17 protein-coding genes and 3 pseudogenes are annotated in these 18,566 nt (G+C 38.0%); 5 read left to right on the top strand and 15 right to left on the bottom strand.

What is annotated here, in order from left to right:
- Positions 1 to 202 precede the first annotated feature (202 nt).
- From OWR28_RS02915 to OWR28_RS02925, 3 genes are read right to left on the bottom strand one after another with little or no spacing between them, the layout of a single operon-like run.
- Entirely contained in the window at positions 203 to 1,699 is a 1,497-nt protein-coding gene (locus OWR28_RS02915; protein WP_332385418.1) for an OmpA family protein, read from the bottom strand.
- A gap of 52 nt (positions 1,700 to 1,751) precedes the next feature.
- A complete protein-coding gene (locus tag OWR28_RS02920; protein ID WP_332385419.1) occupies positions 1,752 to 2,867 on the bottom strand; it encodes an OmpA family protein in 1,116 nt (371 codons plus the stop codon).
- A gap of 31 nt (positions 2,868 to 2,898) precedes the next feature.
- Entirely contained in the window at positions 2,899 to 3,156 is a 258-nt protein-coding gene (locus OWR28_RS02925) for a 2-amino-4-hydroxy-6-hydroxymethyldihydropteridine diphosphokinase (RefSeq protein WP_332385469.1), read from the bottom strand.
- Between the two features lie 154 nt (positions 3,157 to 3,310).
- Between OWR28_RS02925 and sppA the strand changes: the two are divergent.
- Positions 3,311 to 5,069, top strand: a pseudogene (gene sppA / locus OWR28_RS02930) (signal peptide peptidase SppA).
- Positions 5,070 to 5,146: 77 nt separating this feature from the next.
- Here sppA and OWR28_RS02935 read toward each other — a convergent pair.
- The 6 genes from OWR28_RS02935 to rpmB all read right to left on the bottom strand — a co-directional run bounded on the left by OWR28_RS02935 (position 5,147) and on the right by rpmB (position 7,609).
- Positions 5,147 to 5,407 carry a GlsB/YeaQ/YmgE family stress response membrane protein gene (locus tag OWR28_RS02935; protein ID WP_002976752.1) on the bottom strand — a complete coding sequence of 87 codons (261 nt, stop codon included), beginning with the start codon at positions 5,405 to 5,407 and terminating at the stop codon, positions 5,147 to 5,149.
- A gap of 73 nt (positions 5,408 to 5,480) precedes the next feature.
- Complete coding sequence (gene ftsY, locus OWR28_RS02940; protein ID WP_332385420.1) at positions 5,481 to 6,434, bottom strand: signal recognition particle-docking protein FtsY; 954 nt, start codon at positions 6,432 to 6,434, stop codon at positions 5,481 to 5,483.
- Positions 6,435 to 6,449: 15 nt separating this feature from the next.
- On the bottom strand, positions 6,450 to 6,917 hold the full coding sequence (locus tag OWR28_RS02945) for a RidA family protein (RefSeq protein WP_332385421.1): 468 nt from the start codon (positions 6,915 to 6,917) through the stop codon (positions 6,450 to 6,452).
- A gap of 67 nt (positions 6,918 to 6,984) precedes the next feature.
- The gene (locus tag OWR28_RS02950) at positions 6,985 to 7,158 is read right to left on the bottom strand and encodes a DUF4295 domain-containing protein (protein WP_332385422.1); all 174 of its coding nucleotides are present in this window, start codon (positions 7,156 to 7,158) and stop codon (positions 6,985 to 6,987) included.
- 20 nt (positions 7,159 to 7,178) lie between these two features.
- On the bottom strand, positions 7,179 to 7,361 hold the full coding sequence (rpmG, locus tag OWR28_RS02955; protein ID WP_002976756.1) for a 50S ribosomal protein L33: 183 nt from the start codon (positions 7,359 to 7,361) through the stop codon (positions 7,179 to 7,181).
- Entirely contained in the window at positions 7,331 to 7,609 is a 279-nt protein-coding gene (rpmB, locus tag OWR28_RS02960; protein WP_332385423.1) for a 50S ribosomal protein L28, read from the bottom strand. Before rpmB ends, rpmG begins: the two co-directional genes overlap by 31 nt.
- 268 nt (positions 7,610 to 7,877) lie before the next feature.
- Between rpmB and OWR28_RS02965 the strand changes: the two genes are divergently transcribed.
- The gene (locus OWR28_RS02965; RefSeq protein ID WP_332385424.1) at positions 7,878 to 9,533 is read left to right on the top strand and encodes an FG-GAP-like repeat-containing protein; all 1,656 of its coding nucleotides are present in this window, start codon (positions 7,878 to 7,880) and stop codon (positions 9,531 to 9,533) included.
- Between the two features lie 151 nt (positions 9,534 to 9,684).
- Here OWR28_RS02965 and lnt read toward each other — a convergent pair.
- Positions 9,685 to 11,317: pseudogene (lnt, locus tag OWR28_RS02970) on the bottom strand (apolipoprotein N-acyltransferase).
- 56 nt (positions 11,318 to 11,373) lie between these two features.
- On the opposite strand from lnt, the gene OWR28_RS02975 reads away from it, so the two are divergent.
- A complete protein-coding gene (locus tag OWR28_RS02975; RefSeq protein ID WP_332385425.1) occupies positions 11,374 to 11,787 on the top strand; it encodes a VanZ family protein in 414 nt (137 codons plus the stop codon).
- Here OWR28_RS02975 and OWR28_RS26775 read toward each other — a convergent pair.
- The 5 genes and pseudogenes from OWR28_RS26775 to OWR28_RS02995 all read right to left on the bottom strand — a co-directional run bounded on the left by OWR28_RS26775 (position 11,777) and on the right by OWR28_RS02995 (position 15,606).
- Positions 11,777 to 11,911, bottom strand: a complete 135-nt coding sequence (locus OWR28_RS26775) for a pyrroline-5-carboxylate reductase dimerization domain-containing protein (RefSeq protein ID WP_494168423.1) — start codon at positions 11,909 to 11,911, stop codon at positions 11,777 to 11,779. The genes OWR28_RS02975 and OWR28_RS26775 overlap by 11 nt on opposite strands.
- The gene (locus tag OWR28_RS02980) at positions 11,908 to 12,585 is read right to left on the bottom strand and encodes a pyrroline-5-carboxylate reductase family protein (RefSeq protein WP_494168424.1); all 678 of its coding nucleotides are present in this window, start codon (positions 12,583 to 12,585) and stop codon (positions 11,908 to 11,910) included. The genes OWR28_RS26775 and OWR28_RS02980 overlap by 4 nt, the downstream gene beginning before the upstream one ends.
- Positions 12,586 to 12,891: 306 nt before the next feature.
- Positions 12,892 to 13,903: pseudogene (murB, locus tag OWR28_RS02985) on the bottom strand (UDP-N-acetylmuramate dehydrogenase).
- Positions 13,904 to 14,036: 133 nt separating this feature from the next.
- Positions 14,037 to 14,390 carry a hypothetical protein gene (locus OWR28_RS02990; protein WP_332385426.1) on the bottom strand — a complete coding sequence of 118 codons (354 nt, stop codon included), beginning with the start codon at positions 14,388 to 14,390 and terminating at the stop codon, positions 14,037 to 14,039.
- 10 nt (positions 14,391 to 14,400) lie between these two features.
- The gene (locus tag OWR28_RS02995) at positions 14,401 to 15,606 is read right to left on the bottom strand and encodes a pyridoxal phosphate-dependent aminotransferase (protein ID WP_131435779.1); all 1,206 of its coding nucleotides are present in this window, start codon (positions 15,604 to 15,606) and stop codon (positions 14,401 to 14,403) included.
- A gap of 226 nt (positions 15,607 to 15,832) precedes the next feature.
- Here OWR28_RS02995 and OWR28_RS03000 point away from each other — a divergent pair, with 226 nt between their 5' ends.
- Both OWR28_RS03000 and OWR28_RS03005 read left to right on the top strand, forming a co-directional pair.
- Positions 15,833 to 18,268: a fibronectin type III domain-containing protein gene (locus tag OWR28_RS03000; protein ID WP_332385427.1), complete on the top strand. Its 2,436-nt coding sequence runs from the start codon at positions 15,833 to 15,835 to the stop codon at positions 18,266 to 18,268.
- The gene (locus OWR28_RS03005) at positions 18,265 to 18,426 is read left to right on the top strand and encodes a T9SS type A sorting domain-containing protein (RefSeq protein WP_332385428.1); all 162 of its coding nucleotides are present in this window, start codon (positions 18,265 to 18,267) and stop codon (positions 18,424 to 18,426) included. Before OWR28_RS03000 ends, OWR28_RS03005 begins: the two co-directional genes overlap by 4 nt.
- Positions 18,427 to 18,566 lie beyond the last annotated feature (140 nt).

Below are 18,566 nucleotides of genomic sequence, written 5' to 3' on the forward strand. Positions count from 1 at the left end.
TTTTTACGTTAAAAAGCGATTTTGTGTTAATTTTTTCAAAACAAACCTGTTGATTTCTAATGTGTTTCATACCAGTTATCCTGAAAATAATGATAAAGGTATGTAAAAAAATTCGTAGTAGAAAAAATTAAACCGAAAAGAACAATTCTTTCCGGTTGATGTATTTGAAATTAATTCTTCTTTTTCTTAGCTTGAACTTTTTTTACTGCTTTTTTACAGGAGTATCTTCATAGTCTTTCTTTTTGATAGAATCCCATTCTGAACTTTCTACAAATCTTACAGTAACTTTTCTGTCTGCCATTCTTTCAGCATCTGAAGCTGATGCAGGAATAGTTGCTTCAGCAGAACCTACACCTCTTGATTTCAGAACATTTTCATTGATACCTCTGTTTTCCAAAGCGCCCACCACAGCAGCCGCTCTTTCTTTAGACAGTCTTAGATTATATGCTGCGTTTCCTTTGATATCTGTATGACCTGTCAACAGGTAGTTTCCTCCGTTTTCTTTAATAATTGAAGCTGCAAGATCCAGTTTTTCATTAGATTCAGGTCTGATAGTAGCCTTATTGAAATTAAAATAAATATCCTTAAGGGTCTTTTCTACTTCTACAGCAGTTTCTTTATTGTCCTTTTTAGCTACAGGGCAACCGTTGTTTTCAACAGGTCCCGGAACTGTAACACACTTATCGTAAAGATCAATTACACCGTCAAGGTCTGTATCAAGAGCAACTCCGGCACCATCCACTCTTGCTCCTGCAGGAGTGTCAAGCTGTCTGTCCCAATCGTCACATACCCCGTCGTTATCAGCATCTCCTTTTTTACATACTTCGATATCCTGGTTTTTATTAGCCAGCACATCAAGTTTGTAATAGATTTCCTGAAGCGGGTCATGCCACATTAAGTGGGATTCATGTTTTCCTAATTTGAAAGAAACCCCTAAAGTAGCGTTGAAGAAGTTGTCAGAAACCTGCTCGGAACGCTTATTGATCGCGCTGTAAACATCACCGCCACCATCAAATTCATCATCACCGGTAACTACATACATCAATCTACCTTCAATATCAATTCTTCTGTTCACTTTAAATTTCAGACCTGTACCAGCCTGCATGAACATAGAACCTAATTGGAAAGGTTTAACTTCAGTCATTAGTCTCTGTGGTCCGTTACCTACTTTCTGATATGCTCTGTAGGCAATGGTACCAACACCTGCATATCCATGAAGAGCCCATCTGTAAGGAGAATGGTTGTCTACTCTTCTCAATAGATTAGAGAAGTTGATATCTCCCAAGATTGAGATTGCATCATACTGGGTTCTTGCTCCTACAGCTGTTGCATCCGGTGCAGCATTTTTAGTATTGAACCATCCTTGTCTTGTTTCACCTCTGTCATACTGTAAGTTGATCCCGAAAGCATGGGTAATTGCTTTGTCAATACTTACATACGCTGAATATCCGAAAAGGTTTTTACCGTTACCGTTTTTGATAGAAGTCAAGTCTGCTGACTGAAGAAGCGGAACACCCGCACCTACTGAAATAGACCAGTCATTAAATCTCTTGGATTGGTTTGTAAATGGGGAAACATTAGCAGATCCGGAAGAAAATGTATTGGGATATTCTCCTGTCGAAACTGCTGTTGAGTCTTGTGCATAGCCAGCCATAGGAATGGCTAAAGCAAATGCAACAATTGCTAAACTTAATTTCATCGTGTATTTATTATTTGATTTCTTTTTTTGAAAAAGAATTTTAAGTTTTTGATTATTTAACCGGGCATCCGTTATTTTCAACAGGTCCTGGAACGGTTACACATTTATCATAAAGGTCAATAACTCCGTCAAGATCCATATCCAAAGCAACTCCGGCGCCATCTACTCTTGCTCCTGCAGGAGTATCAAGCTGTCTGTCCCAGTCATCACATACTCCGTCATTATCAGCATCTCCTTTTTCACAAACAACAAGATCAGTAGCTGCGTTTTCAAGAACGCTGGTTCTGTAATAAGCTTCCTGAAGCGGATCATGCCATGCCAGGTGAGATAAATGCTTACCTAGTTTGAATGATACTCCTAAACTTACTGTCCATGCATTATCTGATCTTCTTGAGTTTAGCATATTATACTTTGAACCTGGTGTAGAAGGGTCATAATCATTAGGGTCTGCCCATCCGCCACCATCGAATTCATCATCACCACTGATGATGTACATGGTTCTTGCTTCAACGTCAATAAGTTTGGAAACATTGTACTTTATTCCTAAACCTCCCTGATAGAAGATAGAGTTGATATCAATATCCTGTTTGATAAACAAAGGGGTTCTTCTTGGAGTAGTGCTCCATCTGAATTCATCATTGTCATGTAATGATGTTCTGAATCCCTGTACGCCAATACCCATATATCCATGGAAAGCCCATCTGTATGGAGAATGGTTGTCTACTCTTCTGAATAAGTTTGAGAAGTTGATATCCCCTAATAAAGAGATGTTGTCAAATTGTGTTGTTGCAGTAGCTATTCCTGATTTTACACCTGCAGCACCGGGAAGCTGGGCTGTTTGTTTCGTTTCTCCTCTCATATACATAAGGCTTAGGCCAAATGCATGTGTGATTTGTTTGTCTACGCTTACATATGCATTGTACCCCCAATTGGTCTTATCCTTACGGATAGATTTTAAATCGGAGTGTACCATAAATGTAGGACCTCCTCCGACAGATATAGACCAGTCTCTGAAGCGTCTGGCTTTATTGTCAAAGGGCTGTACATTAGCGGAACCTGAGGAAAATGTATTAGGATACTCTGTGGAAGAGTTTACTGTAGTGCTGCTGTTCTGTGCGAAAGCTGCAATTGGCAATGACGTAGCCAATAATAATAAACCTAATTTCATACAATATGTTTTATGTTTTAAATAAAATCTTTTAATAATACTCTGAAAAATCCCTTTCAAAAAGATGTTTTTTATGAGGGATTTCTAATCTTTCTGATTTAAAATTTAATTCATTATACTTAATGATATCAATATCTATTATCCTGTCAGTATAGCCTCCGGATACTTTTGAATCATTAATTCTTCCCATTTCAACTTCTATATTCTTTATACAATCAAGCAGTTGAATTGGTGAAAGATGTGTGAATATTACTGTTGCAATATTACAAAAAATATTGAACTGGCAAATTCTACAGGTTCAGACATTAAATATTCGCTGGTTTGTGAAATGTGATTTCCGGCATCACTAATCTTCTTTAATGCGTGCTCTATATTTTTTTTGCTCTCCCAGGTTACTTCCTAGTAACAAAACTACCTTATGCTGCGACATATTGGAAAATTGATTGATTTATGAGAAGTTTCTTCAAAATGTTTTGGCAAATATAGTGGCAATAATCATACTTTGCGCTCTATTTTTCATCTTTTCATTATGATGCTTGTATTCAGTGCGATGGGAAATGATAAGTCGGTGGCGGTGAAAAAGAACTCGGTTCTTACGATTAATTTAAAGACTAATATCATTGATAGCCCTACAGAAGAGGAAATGGGATTGTTCGGTATAGGGGCGCAAAATAAAAGTATCCTTATCTATGATGCAGTGGAAGCTATTAATAAAGCCAAAACTGATGATAATATTAAAGGGATCAGTATAGAAGCAGATGACTTGAATGCGGGACTTACCCAAATTGATGATCTTAGAAATGCAATTGAAGATTTCAAGAAAAGCGGAAAGTTTGTATATGCATATGGAAACGGAGTATCACAATCGGCTTATTATTTAGGATCTGTTGCTGATAAATATTACCTGCATCCGGCAGGAATGATCGAATTGAAAGGTCTTTCTACCGAGGTTACTTTCTTCAAGGATTTTGCTGACAAATACGGAATCGGGATAGAAGTGATCCGTCACGGTAAATTCAAATCTGCAGTAGAGCCTTTTTAAGAAATGATATTTCACCTGAAAATAAAGAACAGCTAAGTACTCTTCTGAATGATCTCTGGAAAAATACTTCCCATAAAATGGCTGCTTCAAGAAAGATTGATACAGCTCAGTTCCGAACCATTACAGATAGCTTATACGGGATGATTCCTGAGCAAAGCTTACAGCATAAACTTGCAGACAAACTGATGCAGAAGTCAGAATATGAAGATCTTATCAGGGCAAAGTTAAATGTGAAAGAAAAGGAAAGGCTGAACAAAATTTCTCTGGCAAGCTATATCAGTTCTTATGCTGATGATGATAAATCTGGTGAAAAGATAGCTGTACTGTACGCTTCCGGTTCTATAAATAACGGGGATGAATACAACGATATTCATTCCGAGAAATATGTGAAGTATATTAAAAAACTTCAGGAGGATGATAAAGTGAAAGCTGTTGTTTTCAGAATCAACTCTCCGGGTGGAAGCGCTAATGCTTCAGATGAAATCTTATTTGAATTGCAGCAGCTGAAAAAGAAAAAACCTTGATCGTTTCTTTCGGGGATTATGCTGCGTCAGGAGGATATTATGTAGCTATGGCTGCAGATAAAATTTATTCAGAACCAAATACACTTACCGGTTCTATCGGAGTTTTCGGGTAATGCCTTATTATAAAGATATTGCGGCTAAAAATGGAATCCGTGCAGATATTGTTGCTACCAATGCCAACTCTATGTATTATTCCGGATTAAACGGAGTAACGCCTTATGGTGTTAATATGATGACAAGAAGTGTGGAAGGTACTTACAAGAGATTTGTACATTTTGTGACTCAGAACAGAAAGAAAACTTTTGAGCAGATCGATAATGTAGGAGGAGGCAGAGTATGGAGTGGTGTTCGTGCCAAGAGATAGGATTGGTAGATGAACTTGGTACGTTAACAGATGCTGTGAAATTCGCAGCGCAAAAAGCAGGATTAAAATCATATCAGGTAGATGCCTTTCCTAAGAGAATGTCACCGTTTGAGCAAATCTTCAAAGATCTGAATGAAGAGGATGTTTCTGCAAGAATCATTAAAAACAAAATAGGGAAATCCAACTATGAAATTTTACAGCAGATCACAGACAAAAAATTACAGTCTGAGGTGAAAATGGAAATGCCGTATCAGATCAGAATCAACAACTAACTAAATTTATATTGTATACAAAAATCCCGGACCTGAAATTTCAGATCCGGGATTTTATTTTTTTATCAGCGTTAATATCAGCTTTTCCTTGTGGCCATTCCGTAAATCCAGAGGATAATTAAAGCGCCTCCGATTGAAAGAATCCAGCTTCTCGGATTCCAGAATGAAGTGACATCTCCCCAATGCAGAATGTAAACTCCTATAGCTCCTCCTACAAATGCTCCCAGAATTCCCAGGATAATAGTGATTAACCATCCTCCTCCCTGAGTCCCAGGCATGATCATTTTAGCAATAGCACCTGCAATAAGACCGAATAAGATCCATGTTAGTATTCCCATAGTTGCAAATTTTTTTAGTGTTAATATTTTAAAAATGATTTGTTTGCTAATATAAGGGAAAACATGATATAAATCATCTTTTCTTGAAGAATGAGTCTACAAATTCCGTACCATTAAAAAGCTGCAGATCCTGCATTTTTTCGCCTACACCAATATATTTAACCGGAATCTGAAACTGGTCAGAGATACCGATTACAACACCGCCTTTTGCTGTTCCGTCAAGTTTTGTTACTGCTAAAGCGTTTACTTCTGTTGCGGCTGTAAACTGCTTAGCCTGTTCAAATGCATTCTGTCCTGTAGAACCGTCAAGTACCAATAGAATTTCATGAGGTGCATCAGGAATTACTTTCTGCATCACTCTTTTAATCTTGGAAAGCTCGTTCATCAGGTTAATCTTATTGTGAAGCCTTCCTGCGGTATCAATAATTACGACATCTGCATTTTGAGCTACCGCACTTTGTACCGTATCAAATGCTACAGAAGCAGGATCGGAACCCATTCCCTGTTTTACGATGGGAACATCAACTCTTTCACTCCAGATCGTAAGCTGATCAACAGCCGCCGCTCTAAAGGTATCTGCCGCTCCGAGAACTACTTTTTTACCTTCTGATTTGAACTGGTGCGCAAGCTTTCCGATAGTCGTTGTTTTTCCAACTCCATTTACTCCTACCACCATGATAACATATGGCTTTTTGGAAGTATCAATATTTCCTGTACCTGCATGCGGATTTTCAAGCAATAATCCTGAAATTTCTTCACGAAGGATTTTATCCAGTTCGTTTACACCTACATATTTATCTTTGGCAACACGTTCTTCAATTCTTTCAATGATTTTGATAGTGGTAGAGGCGCCAACGTCGGAGGCAATCAGTACTTCTTCCAGGTCATCCAGAACCTCATCATCTACTTTGCTTTTACCGACAACGGCTTTCGTCATTTTTTCAAAGAATCCCTGGCTGGACTTTTCCAGCCCTTTGTCTAAGGTTTCTTTTTCTTCTTTTTTGAAAATATTTTTAAACCAACTCATAGTTTTAGTTTATTCTTATTTATTTTTAATCACTGCTGTGGCTTCTACCTCTACAAGCACATCATCTCTGAAAAGCCTGCTCACCTCCACAAGGCTGCTTACAGGAGGATTTTGAAGGTTGACATATAAATCCCTTACTTTTCTGAATTCAGGTGTTTTCTTGATATCTGTGGTATAGATTACCATTTTGATAATATCTTTTCCCGTAGCTCCATACTCTTTCAGAATGTTTTCAATATTTTTGAAAACCTGCTGTGTCTGTTCTTCCATAGTATTTCCCACAAGGTTCCCTTCCGGATCCAGAGGCACCTGTCCCGATAGCAAAATCATTTTGGAACTTCCGCAGTCAATGCTTACTGATTGTGAGAGTCCTTTTATGTCGAAAACTTTCGGCGAACTTTTATATTCTGCAGGATTCATTGTTTTCTGACTGAATGAAAATAGAAAAGTTGCTGTGCAGGCCAGAACAAGTATCTTTTTCATACTTTACTGATTAATAATCTGGTGCACAAAGATAACAAAAAAACTACCCAAAATATGAGTAGTTTTTTTATATTGTAAACAAAGTACTGATTATTTTTAAATAACCATCTACTTCATCAGCATTCATTACTTTTTCTTCGAAAACGTAAGCTCCTGATTTAGAAGACTTAACCATTTTCACCACTTTAGTCATTTTTTTAGACTGACCGCTTTGTAGGGTTGCTACTACTTTCTTTGCCATGGTAAGTTATTATTTATAAATTACTTAATTTCTTTGTGAATGGTAGATCTCTTAAGAACAGGATTGTATTTTTTCAATTCCAATCTTTCTGTAGTGTTCTTTTTATTTTTTGTAGAAATGTATCTAGACATTCCTGGCATACCACTTTCTTTGTGCTCTGTGCATTCAAGGATTACTTGAACTCTATTTCCTTTTTTTGCCATGATTTATTAATTCTTTTAATCAATCCGTTTCTAGTAGCTCTTTCAATAGCTTCCTCGATTCCAATCTTGTTAATCACTCTCAATCCATGAGCTGATACTTTCAGTGTTACGTGCTTATCTTGCTCTGGAAGGTAAAACTTCTTCTCTAATAAGTTAATTTCAAAACGACGCTTCGTTTTGTTATTAGCGTGAGAAACGTTGTTACCAACCATTGCACGCTTTCCTGTTATTTGGCAAATTCTTGACATATCTCGATGTTCTTATTTGTATAATATTTGAGAGTGCAAAATAACGAAGAATTTTTAGATAGACAAATCTTTTGAAAAATATTTATAAATAAGTGGCTGATTAATAATATTGAATTTTTAAAATAGCAGAATCCTTGGGATACAGCAGATAATCAGTACTGATATATTTCATACAGACTTTTTTTCAGCCAAAGAATTTAATATTTTATCTTTGTTTTTAATTAATCTAAATAAAAATAATATGAAGAGGATTTATATTTTTTGTTCTATGCTGCCCATATCCCTGATGGCTCAGAATTTTACTGAGGTGCAAACGGGCATGAATAATTTTTATTACTCGTCGGCTGATATTGCAGATATGGATAGCAACGGTACGTTGGATATTGTGATGAATGGAGCGATAGATTCTGATGGTGACGGGAATGTAGACAGTACCTATAATGAAGTATATCAGAATAATGGAACTACATTACTTCCGTTTACAGGACTGGGAGGAGATGTGACACATCTGGGAGATATTAAATTCATTGATTATAATAATGACGGGCTGATGGATATTATTTCCACGGGGCTCAGCTATATGGATGTTGTTAATTATAAGCAATACCGGTTCAGAAATACCGGAGCGGGATTTGTAAAAGAGGCGGATTTGCCTGGTAAGATTTATGGTTCTCTGGAAGTTTTTGATTTTAATCATGACGGAAAACCTGACTATGCCCTTAATGGAACTCAATATGCGCATGGCGGAGGTTTCGGAAACAGCCTTGATTATTATAAAAATACAGGCAATGATTTTGTTGTAACAGAAAACTGGCTGGCTGGAACTCAGAGTGGAAGCTTTAAAATGTTAGATCTTAACAATGATAATCTGCTGGATCTTGTAATTATCGGGTCGGATATCAACGGAGATGCAGTATCTAAAGTATATATGAATCAAAATGGAATTCTTGTGCCTACACAGGAACTTCCTCCTGTAGCAGTAGGAAAAATAGATTTTGCGGACTTTAATGCTGATGGATTCCAGGATATTGTAATGATTGGAAGGGATATAAATGATGACGGATATTTTGCTGTTCTGATGAATGACGGAACGGGTATGCTGACGCCGCAGGTAATTCCGGAGAATGATATTGCGGATGTAGCATTAAGTGTCGGAGATTTAAACAATGACGGATATTACGACTTTATCATTTCAGGAAACAAGAATTACAATGCTGTTGTGAAAACGTACCTGTATGATATTTCCAATAATAAGTTTAATGAAGGGAATGTAACCGGAATTACTGAGCTGGGAGGTCCGGGACTGGTACAGCTTTTTGATTTTAATAATGACCATCACCTGGATATTTTACTGGGTGGGTTTAATTGGTCAGCATCTGATCTGCCTTCGCTGACGAAAGTTTTTAAAAATATTTCTACATCGGTCAATGAGAAACCTACGGCTCCAACTCAATTGAATCTGACCAAAAACGGCAACCGGTTCAATTTTACATGGAGTGGTGCAACAGATGATAAAACCCCGGTGAATGCGTTGCGTTATGAAATTTCGGTTGGATCTGTACAGGGAGCTCATGATATTGCCAGATATGTGGTGACAACACCGTCATGGTTTCTGGAGCTTGACCCGGCCATTCAGAATGTATACTGGAGCGTAAAATCTATTGATGCTTCAAAGGCGTATTCTGATGCTTCCACACAGAATTTTCTGGGAACAGCAGAAATCAGATCTGAAAAACAGCTGATTATCTATCCCAACCCTGCATCAGATAAAGTGTATATCAAAGGGGAAAAAGTTTCGGAAGCGGAAATATATTCAATGGATGGAAGAAAACTTAATATCAGTATAAATAGAGATCAGTCTGTTGATGTTTCTCATTTACCTAAAGGAGTATATCTGTTAAAACTGAAGATAAAAACGAAATAACCGCCAGAAAACTTACGATTAAGTAATTGAATCAATTCTATCTTCTATCAATGAGAAAAGCCGGACGTCCAGCCGGCTTTTCTCTCTTTTATTGCTCAAAACTCAGGTTGTGTTATTAGGGTAAAAGATTTGTGCAATTCGTGTTTAAAAATTATGCTTTCTTTGTTTTCTTTTTAAACCATTCAATCAGGTAGTAAAACAATAAGAATCCTAATGCAAATATGGAGAACCTCGAAAGAAGGTCACCTGCTCTCGTATAAAAGGTCATGGTATCATACAGATTTACCTTCGCAAATAAGGCTGTCTGGTCACCATAGAAAGTGTCGGCAGTGACCTCTCCCTTTGCATTGATATGCGCTGAAATTCCACTGTTGGCAGCACGGGCAATTTCCTTCTTGTTTCAATGGCTCTCAGTTTAGCATAAGATAAAAGCTGTTTGTGTCCTTCCGTTACTCCCCACCAGGAGTCGTTGGTCATAATTCCTAAGAAATTGGCTCCTTTTTTTACATAATCTGTTACAAATTCACCATAAATGCTTTCATAGCAGATAATAGGTGCCAGTTTTCCTTTGTTGTAAGGATTTGAAAAGGCCACTCTTTCTTTATCTGTTCCCAAAGAAGCCACGGTACCACCCAGATTCAGCATGGCATCTCCCAACAAAGGTTTTAAAACATTCATATAAGGGAATATTTCAACACCCGGTACCAGTTTCCCCTTGTGGTAAACCTGTACTTTTTGGTTAGGGGAAAGCTGAATGGCTGTATTATAACTGCTTACCCAAACACCACCATTGACCTGGTATGCTTCTTTAGGTAAATCTGCAGGATTATAATAAAAACGGTGTGATGAAATTCCTGTTGCAAAAACAGATCCCGGATGGTTGGATAAAAATCCTCTGATATTGTTGAGAAGCAAACTCTTTTCAAAAGCTGTTTCGGAAATAGAACCTCTTCCGGGCAGTGCTGTTTCCGGCGCAATATAATAATCAATCTTACCTGTGGAATTTTTTCAGCAAGCGCTAATAAATCCTGTTCTATCGTTAAACTGTCTTTCGAATATTTTTCAGCATAAGGATCAAGGTCGGGCTGCAGCATCAGAACATTAACCTGTCCGGATGGCTTTTCATCAAAAGTATTGTATTTAATGACCGAGATAATCATCGGCAGAGCAATTAAAGCTGCAATGACCGCCGAGTTTTTAATCAGGTCTTTTCTCTTTCTTCCTGCTTCCCAGGTTCTTACCGTATAAAAAATCAGTACATTAACCAAAAGAATCCAGAAGCTTCCTCCGGTTGCCCCCAATGTGTCATACCACTGGATCAGTTTCGGGTAATCTGAGAATACGTTCCCAAGGTTCAGCCAGGGCCATGTTAATTCCCATCCCAAATGGAATTTTTCAAAGCTCATCCAGATGGCAATCAAAAAACCTAAACCCCAATAGGTACCCTGAGCATTTTTATACCAGTGGTAGCATTGAAACACCAAAGAATATAAAAGAGAATTTACCAGTACAGGAAATAAAACAGCCATCAGTGAGTGGCTTCCATCAGGATTCTTTGAGCCATACAGCCATCCTGTAGTGACTACATTCCAGATCACGAAACATAAGTAAGATAATCCGAAGACAGCCCAGCTTTTTCTTTTATAATCTGAAAATTTTGAAATTCCATGCTCCATCATCATCAGAGGAACAAGAGCGAAAAATATAAAAAACGGAACCCCGTAAGTTGGCCATGAAACCGACAGCAGCATTGCTGAAATAAGTGTAAGCAGAACGTATTTCATTAAATTATTTTAATACACAAATTTAATGTTTTTGAAATGAATATATTAGCAGTTCAATGTTAAAGAAAATATATAAAATCATTATTGTTCCGTATATTCTGTTTCTGCTCTACCTGATGTTTTTGGGGATGGGCAGATTTCAGTACGAGGAAAACCTTATTACTGTAGAACCATTTTTTTCCACCGTAAAATTTATCCAGGGGCCTCATAAGACCATAGATGTAGTGAAGATTGTTCTGGGAAATATTATCATGTTTATTCCTTTTGGATTTCTGGGATGGATGATTCCTGAACTGAAAAAACTGAAGCCTCTGGTATTTGGTTTTATCTCATGTATTGTTATCGTTGAAGCGCTTCAATACTTTACAAGAATGGGAATATTTGAGGTAGACGATATCATCCTGAATACTTCCGGGGTCTATACAGGCTGGCTGCTGTGCGGATTTATTGAGAGGAAATTTAACGGTTAAGTTCTTTGGCCCGTTTTTCAGCATTCAGAATTCCCTGTTTCAGAATTTCTTTGAGGTTGTTTTCTTCATAAGTTTTTAAAGCCGCTTCGGTAGTTCCTCCTTTGGATGCAACATCTTTAATCAGTTCTTCAAGATTTTTTCTGAGTTATTGATTAAATGATAAGCGCCCAGCATGGTCTGTTTTACAAAAAGTTTGGAAAGGTTTTCTTCAATACCCATTTCAATACCTGCCTTGATCATGGCATCAATGATATAATAAAAATAGGCAGGGCCGCTTCCTGAAAGTGCGGTAACACCATCCAGAAGCTCTTCATCTTCCAGATAAACTGATCTTCCGGTACTGTTCAACAGTCTTTCAATATTGATTAACTGGCTGAAAGAAATTCCGTTGGCAGCGGTATACCCGGTAATTCCCATTCCCAGAAGGGTAGGAGAGTTCGGCATGGCTCTTACGACCAGCGGATGATTCAGCAGGGTTTGGATTTTTTCAATATTAATTCCGGCCATGATGGATAGAACCATCTGGTTTTCTTTTAAAGTAAACTGAATATTTTGTGCAACCCTCTGGAAATCCTGAGGTTTTACAGCAATGATGATTAAATCCGCATCAATCTCTTTTACTTCTTCGAAAATGGAAATTTTAGATTTGGGGAATTCTTCAGCTATTCTGGAAATTTTTTCCTGATTTCTGATAATCAGATGAAGGTGTTCAGGTTTGATCAGTTCGTATTTCAGAAATGACTTTGAAAAGAAAGTCCCATATTTCCGGCTCCAAGAATCGCTATTTTCATTACGGATTGTAAATTTTCAGCTAAAATAATGATTTTCCGGAGACTGGATATGATTGATTCTGAATTAATTGTTGGTTGGAAAACGCAAAGACGCAAAGATTTTGAATAAAATGCTGTTTTAAGGCGCAGGAAAATTGAAGATTTTTCAGCAGGAGCAAAATAAAAGTAATATCATAAAGATCTGTATCATCTGCGAAATCCGTGCGAAAATATATTGCATAAATCCCTGAGACTTTAAAATATTCGATACTTACAGATCATTAAGAAATAAAAAAGACTGAAATCATAGGGATCAGCCTTTATGTATTTTAAATTAAATAATATTTACTTCCCGCTCAAGCTCTATCCCGAATTTTTCCTTTACAGAATTAATAATTTCCGTAGAAAAATCAAAAACTTCTTTTCCTGTAGCGTTTCCTGTTGCATTGATGATCACCAGGGACTGTAATTTATGTGAAGCAACATTTCCGATCTGTTTTCCTTTCCATCCGCACTGCTCAATCAGCCATCCGGCAGGAACTTTTACCATATCTCCGTTTGGATAGCCCTGGATATTTTCAAATTTCTGTTTCAATGCTTCAAACTGAGCCAGGGGAATGGTTGGATTTTTGAAAAGCTTCCGGCATTCCCGATTTCTTTAGGATCCGGTAATTTGCTTTGTCTGATATTGATGACTGCCTTGGAAACATCCTGAATAGTCGGATTTTTAATGCCAAGGTTTTCCAGTTCGGATGTGATGGCACCATATTCCGTTTTGATATGGTGATCTTTTCGGGTGAGTTTAAACGTAACCTCCAGAATAACATATCTGCCTTTTCCTTCCTGTTTGAAAATAGAATCCCTGTAACCAAACCTGCATTGTTCAAGATTGAAAGTTCTCAGTTCAAGATTCTCCAGATCCAATACCTGACAGCTGACAAAGATATCTTTGATTTCCGTTCCGTAAGCTCCGATATTCTGCATCGGAGAGGTGCCGACATTTCCGGGAATCAATGAAAGATTTTCCAGTCCGCCGTAATTCTTTTCCAGGCAATACATCACAAATTCATGCCAGTTTTCACCTGCTTTTGCGGTTACCAATACTTCATTTTCATTAATACTTTCCTCGGAAATTCCTTTTAAATTTAATCTTATGGCAAGGCCTTCAAAGTCTTTAGTCAGTAAAATATTGCTTCCGCCTCCTAAAAACAGAAGTTGAAGAGATTGGCTTTTGCGAAAATAAGCGCTTCTTTTAATTCATCAATCGTATTGACTTCAGTAAAATACCGGGCCCGGGCATCAACACCAAATGTGTTATAAGGTTTTAATGAAAAATTTTCCTGCATATTTTATTGGTATTCTTTGGGAAGAATTTTGTCTAGTTGTTCTTTAAGCTGTTGTAACTGCTTGTAATGTAAGGTGTCTGCATAAGCGTTCACATAGATATGTGATTTTTTGGGAGTCCTGATCTGGAACGTCTCATCTATCCCATCTACAGACTGTCGGCTGGGAGAGCTTTTTGTGGTCGAGATCTGTGATATTGACTGATGATATAAGCTTTTTCCAGGTTCTTGCATTAATGGCAGATGACCATTTTTTATGAGTTTGATTGGCTGTCATTCCCTTTTCAGCAAAAACAGAATCTCCTGTGGCTTTGATAATTCGGTAACTTCCGAGATTCCCTCCGATTTCCGATACACTGACAAATGTAATTTCGTATGGGTTTTTATGGGAACCGTACGATTCTGTTTTTTTTGAATCACAGGAAAACAATGCCGACAGCAAAAGAATCGAAAACAGGATTTTCAGACAGCGTTTTTTTGTTGTCGGCATAAGTTATATTTTACAGGCTGAATTCTTCTCTGTACTTCTTTAAAGCTTCTTTAAGAATTTCAGCACTTCTTTTTAAATCTTCTTCTTTCAAAACGTAGGCAATTCTTACCTGCTTTTTTCCCAGTTCAGGATTGCTGTAGAATCCTCCGGCTGGTGCAACCATAATGGTTTCATTATTAAGAGAATATTTTTCAAGAAGCCACTGGGCAAATTTTTCAGTATCATCTACCGGAAGTTCGGCAACACAGTAGAAAGCTCCTCTTGGCTTAGGACAGATCACGCCAGGAATCGCATTTAAAAGATCTACCAATACATTTCTTCTGTGGGTATATTCTTCTCTTACCGCTCTGATATAAGGTCCGTCGTTCTGGTGTGCCGCTGTTGCTGCAATCTGTCCCAAAAGAACAGGGCTTAGTCTTGCCTGGGCAAAAAGCATAGCCGCATTACGGATTTTGTTGGAACGGGTAACCATACATCCTATTCTTACTCCACACATCGAATAGCGCTTGGATTCAGAATCGATAATGATACAGTTTTCAGCTAATTCCGGGAACTCAAGCATTGAGATCTGCTGCTTTCCATCGTATACATATTCTCTGTATACTTCATCAGAAATGATTACAATATCATATTTTAAAGCAATTTCTGCCAGTTTCTGAAGCTCTTCACGGGTATAAAGATATCCGGTAGGATTTCCAGGGTTGCAGATAATGATTGCTCTTGTTTTTTCTGTAATTTTTTTCTCAAATTCCTCTACAGGAGGCAAAGCAAAACCTGTATCAATAGTAGAAGGTACAGCTACTACGTTTACATCAAATGTGCTGGTAAATCCATTGTAGTTAGCATAGTAAGGCTCAGGAATAATCACTTCATCACCTTCGTCACATAAAGTGGAGATCGCAAAATTGAGAGCTTCAGAACCTCCGTTGGTAACAATAAAGTTATCAGGAGTAAGGTCTGAGAAGCCTAATGAATGATAATATTCAGTAAGGGCTTTTCTGTACTCGATATTACCTTCAGAAAGCGCATATTCCAATACTTTTAAATCGATGTTTTTTAAAGCATTTAAAGCTGTTTCCGGAGTTTCAATATCAGGCTGTCCGATATTAAGGTGATATACTTTTATTCCTTTCTGTTTCGCTTGTAAAGCAAAGGGAACCAGTTTTCTTACCGGCGATGGCGGCATATGCAGTGCTCTGTTTGAAATATTCGGCATTGTTCAAAAAATTTGTATGACAAAAATAGGATTTAATTTCTCAATAATAAAATTATGAGTCAACAAGAAAATATTCCCTGAGCTTTTATGTTCTTCGAAAAATTCAGTTATAATGGTAGTTTTCAATATTGATTTTGTATGTGTTTTAAAGAAATGTTATGATTTTGTTAAAAATAATATTTCCGTATTGTTATTTTTCCTTAATTTCGCCATAAATGTGATTAAAATGGTAATAAATTTATTTTCTAGAGTGGTACCTGCTATTGCTCTGTTTTCAGCCTCTGCAATGATGGCTCAGAATTATCAAACTATGCCGGTTTCCTCGGGCTTTACTGCTGATGTGATTGCCAACGGGATAGGTTCTTCATCAGTTACTACAAACAATGACGTAGATGGAGTTTCTTACGCTTTTGTAGCTAAAGATTTTCAACTGACTTCCACAAGTCCTGCCATTACGTATGGTATACCTGTGGATGGGGTTATTAATTCTGTGGTGGGAACCACTCCGGGCCTGAGCTTCCAGTTGGCAAATTTGAATGCCAACAATTCGTTAAGGCTGGCTGCAATCAATGATAACGGAACTCTGACATTTACGGCACCGAAAGCCGCCACTAAACTGTATATGCTTGCCGTAAGCGGAAGTGGAAGTTCAACGGTAAGTGTAGTGGTGAACTTTACTGATGGCAGTTCGCAGGCGTTTTCTAGTGTCAGTCTTGCAGACTGGTACGGAGGTTCCAATTTTGCCATACAGGGAATCGGAAGGATTAAAAAGCCGGGAGCTACTCCTGCTGCGGGTGATGATGTTCCTTCTCCTGAAGGCGGGACCAATCCAAGATTATATCAAAGTGAACTGGCAATAGATGCTGCCAACCAGGCGAAGCTGATACAAAGTGTAACGGTAACCAAAGCAAGTGGTTCAGGCATCCCGAATATTTTTGCTTTTTCAGTAGATGCTTATTCGGATTGTATGCCTCCTGTATTGCAGGCAGTTTCAGGAATCACGGCCAACTCTGCTTTAGTTTCATGGACAGGTAATGCTGCCAGTTATGATGTATACCACAGTACTTCAAACACAACACCGGCAAGCTCAGTAACACCTACTTATCCGGGAGTAACGGGAACAAGCACAACGATAGGAAGTCTTAATTCCAATACGACCTATTATTATTGGGTAAGATCCAACTGTAATACCGCAACCGGCCAAAGTGTATGGTCTTTTGCAGGAACATTTAAAACAGCATGTTCTACTTTCACCGTTCCTTATACAGAAAACTTTGATACGACAAGTACCGGCTCCAGCACCAACAACAATACTCCAAGCTGCTGGGCATATCTGGAAAGTGCATCATTTGCAGGCTATGGATATGTAACTACATCAAGTAACTATTCAGCACCTAATGCTTATTATCTATATAATTCAAGCGCTACTACAGGAAGCCAGATGTTGGTTACACCTCCAACGATCAACCTTTCAGACGGAACGAAACGTGTGAGATTTTATGCAAAAACGGGAACAACAGGGACTACATTATTAATAGGTACTCTGTCGAATCCTGCAGATCCCGCTTCTTTTACCCAAATTGGTTCCCCTATTGCTTTGACATCTACTCACACGCAATATACGGTTAATATTCCTGCGGGTTCCGATTTGCAGTTGGCATTTAAACATGGTTTAGGAGGTACCTACCGTTCTATTTATATTGATAATATTTCTGTTCAGAATATTCCTTCCTGCCTTGAACCGACTGCCGTTACATCATCCAACGTGAATTCAAATTCAGCAACAATCGGATGGACAGCACCATCTTCAGTTCCTGCAGGCGGATATGAGGTGTATTACAGTACAAGCAATACCGCACCGGATGCTTCCACTGTTTTAAATGCTGCAAACTCTGCAACGTCTACAACAACTTCTGCACCGATAAGCACATTACAGCCATCCACAACCTATTATGCATGGGTGAGATCCAGCTGCAGCGCAACTGATAAGAGCATCTGGACTGAAGTTCCTGTATCATTTGCAACTACTTGTCTTCCGGTAACTACACTGCCTTGGAGCGAAAATTTTGATGCAATGACGAATATAGGCTCTGCTATCATTCCAGGATGCTGGAAACAAACTCCGGGAGGAAGTTCATCCAGCTATAATTTTACTTCAGCAAATGCTTCCCAGCAAGCTTATAATGACCCTAAATCTGCTCCAAATTATCTGACAATCTATTATCCATATAGCAATGCCGCTTATTTATGGACACCTACATTTACTTTAACTGCAGGAACTTCATATGAATTCTCATTCTATTGGGTAGGAGACGGCTATGCAGGCTGGCAGAATGAAGTGTTGGTAAATAATGGACAAACTGCTGCCGGTGCAACCAGTTTAACGACATTTATCACTTCTGATCAAACAGCAACAGGAGGAGGTAACAGTACTGAATATACTAAAGTTACTGTTTCGTATACCCCAACGTCTACCGGTGATTACTCATTTGGAATTAAGGCTTTGAATACAACAACGGCGCCATATTATATGGGATTTGATGATTTCTCCCTTACTCAGTCCAATTTAAGTACAGCTGAAACATCTGTTAAGAAAAAGAAGTCAATGTATATCCTAATCCTTTCAAAGATGTTCTGCATATTGCGGATATCAAAGATGTGAAATCTGTAACAGTTACGGATGTAGCGGGAAGAGTGGTTAAAACTATTGATAATCCGACTACAGAGCTTCAGTTAGGAGATTTGAATGCTGGTTTGTATTTAGTGACAATGAACTTTAAAGATGGCTCAAAATCAACAGTGAAAGCCATTAAGAAATAAAATTTTTGAGTTAATAATTTCTGTAGGCAGTTGCATTCGTGTGGCTGCCTTTTTAATGGCTTTTTCACATAATAACTGGAAAAATTATTATCGGAAATGTTCATAAAATTATTATACATTTGTGCCGAAAACTACAACAA

Origin of the sequence: Chryseobacterium sp. 1B4 (assembly GCF_036631475.1) — a bacterium.
Classification (GTDB): Bacteria; Bacteroidota; Bacteroidia; order Flavobacteriales; family Weeksellaceae; genus Chryseobacterium.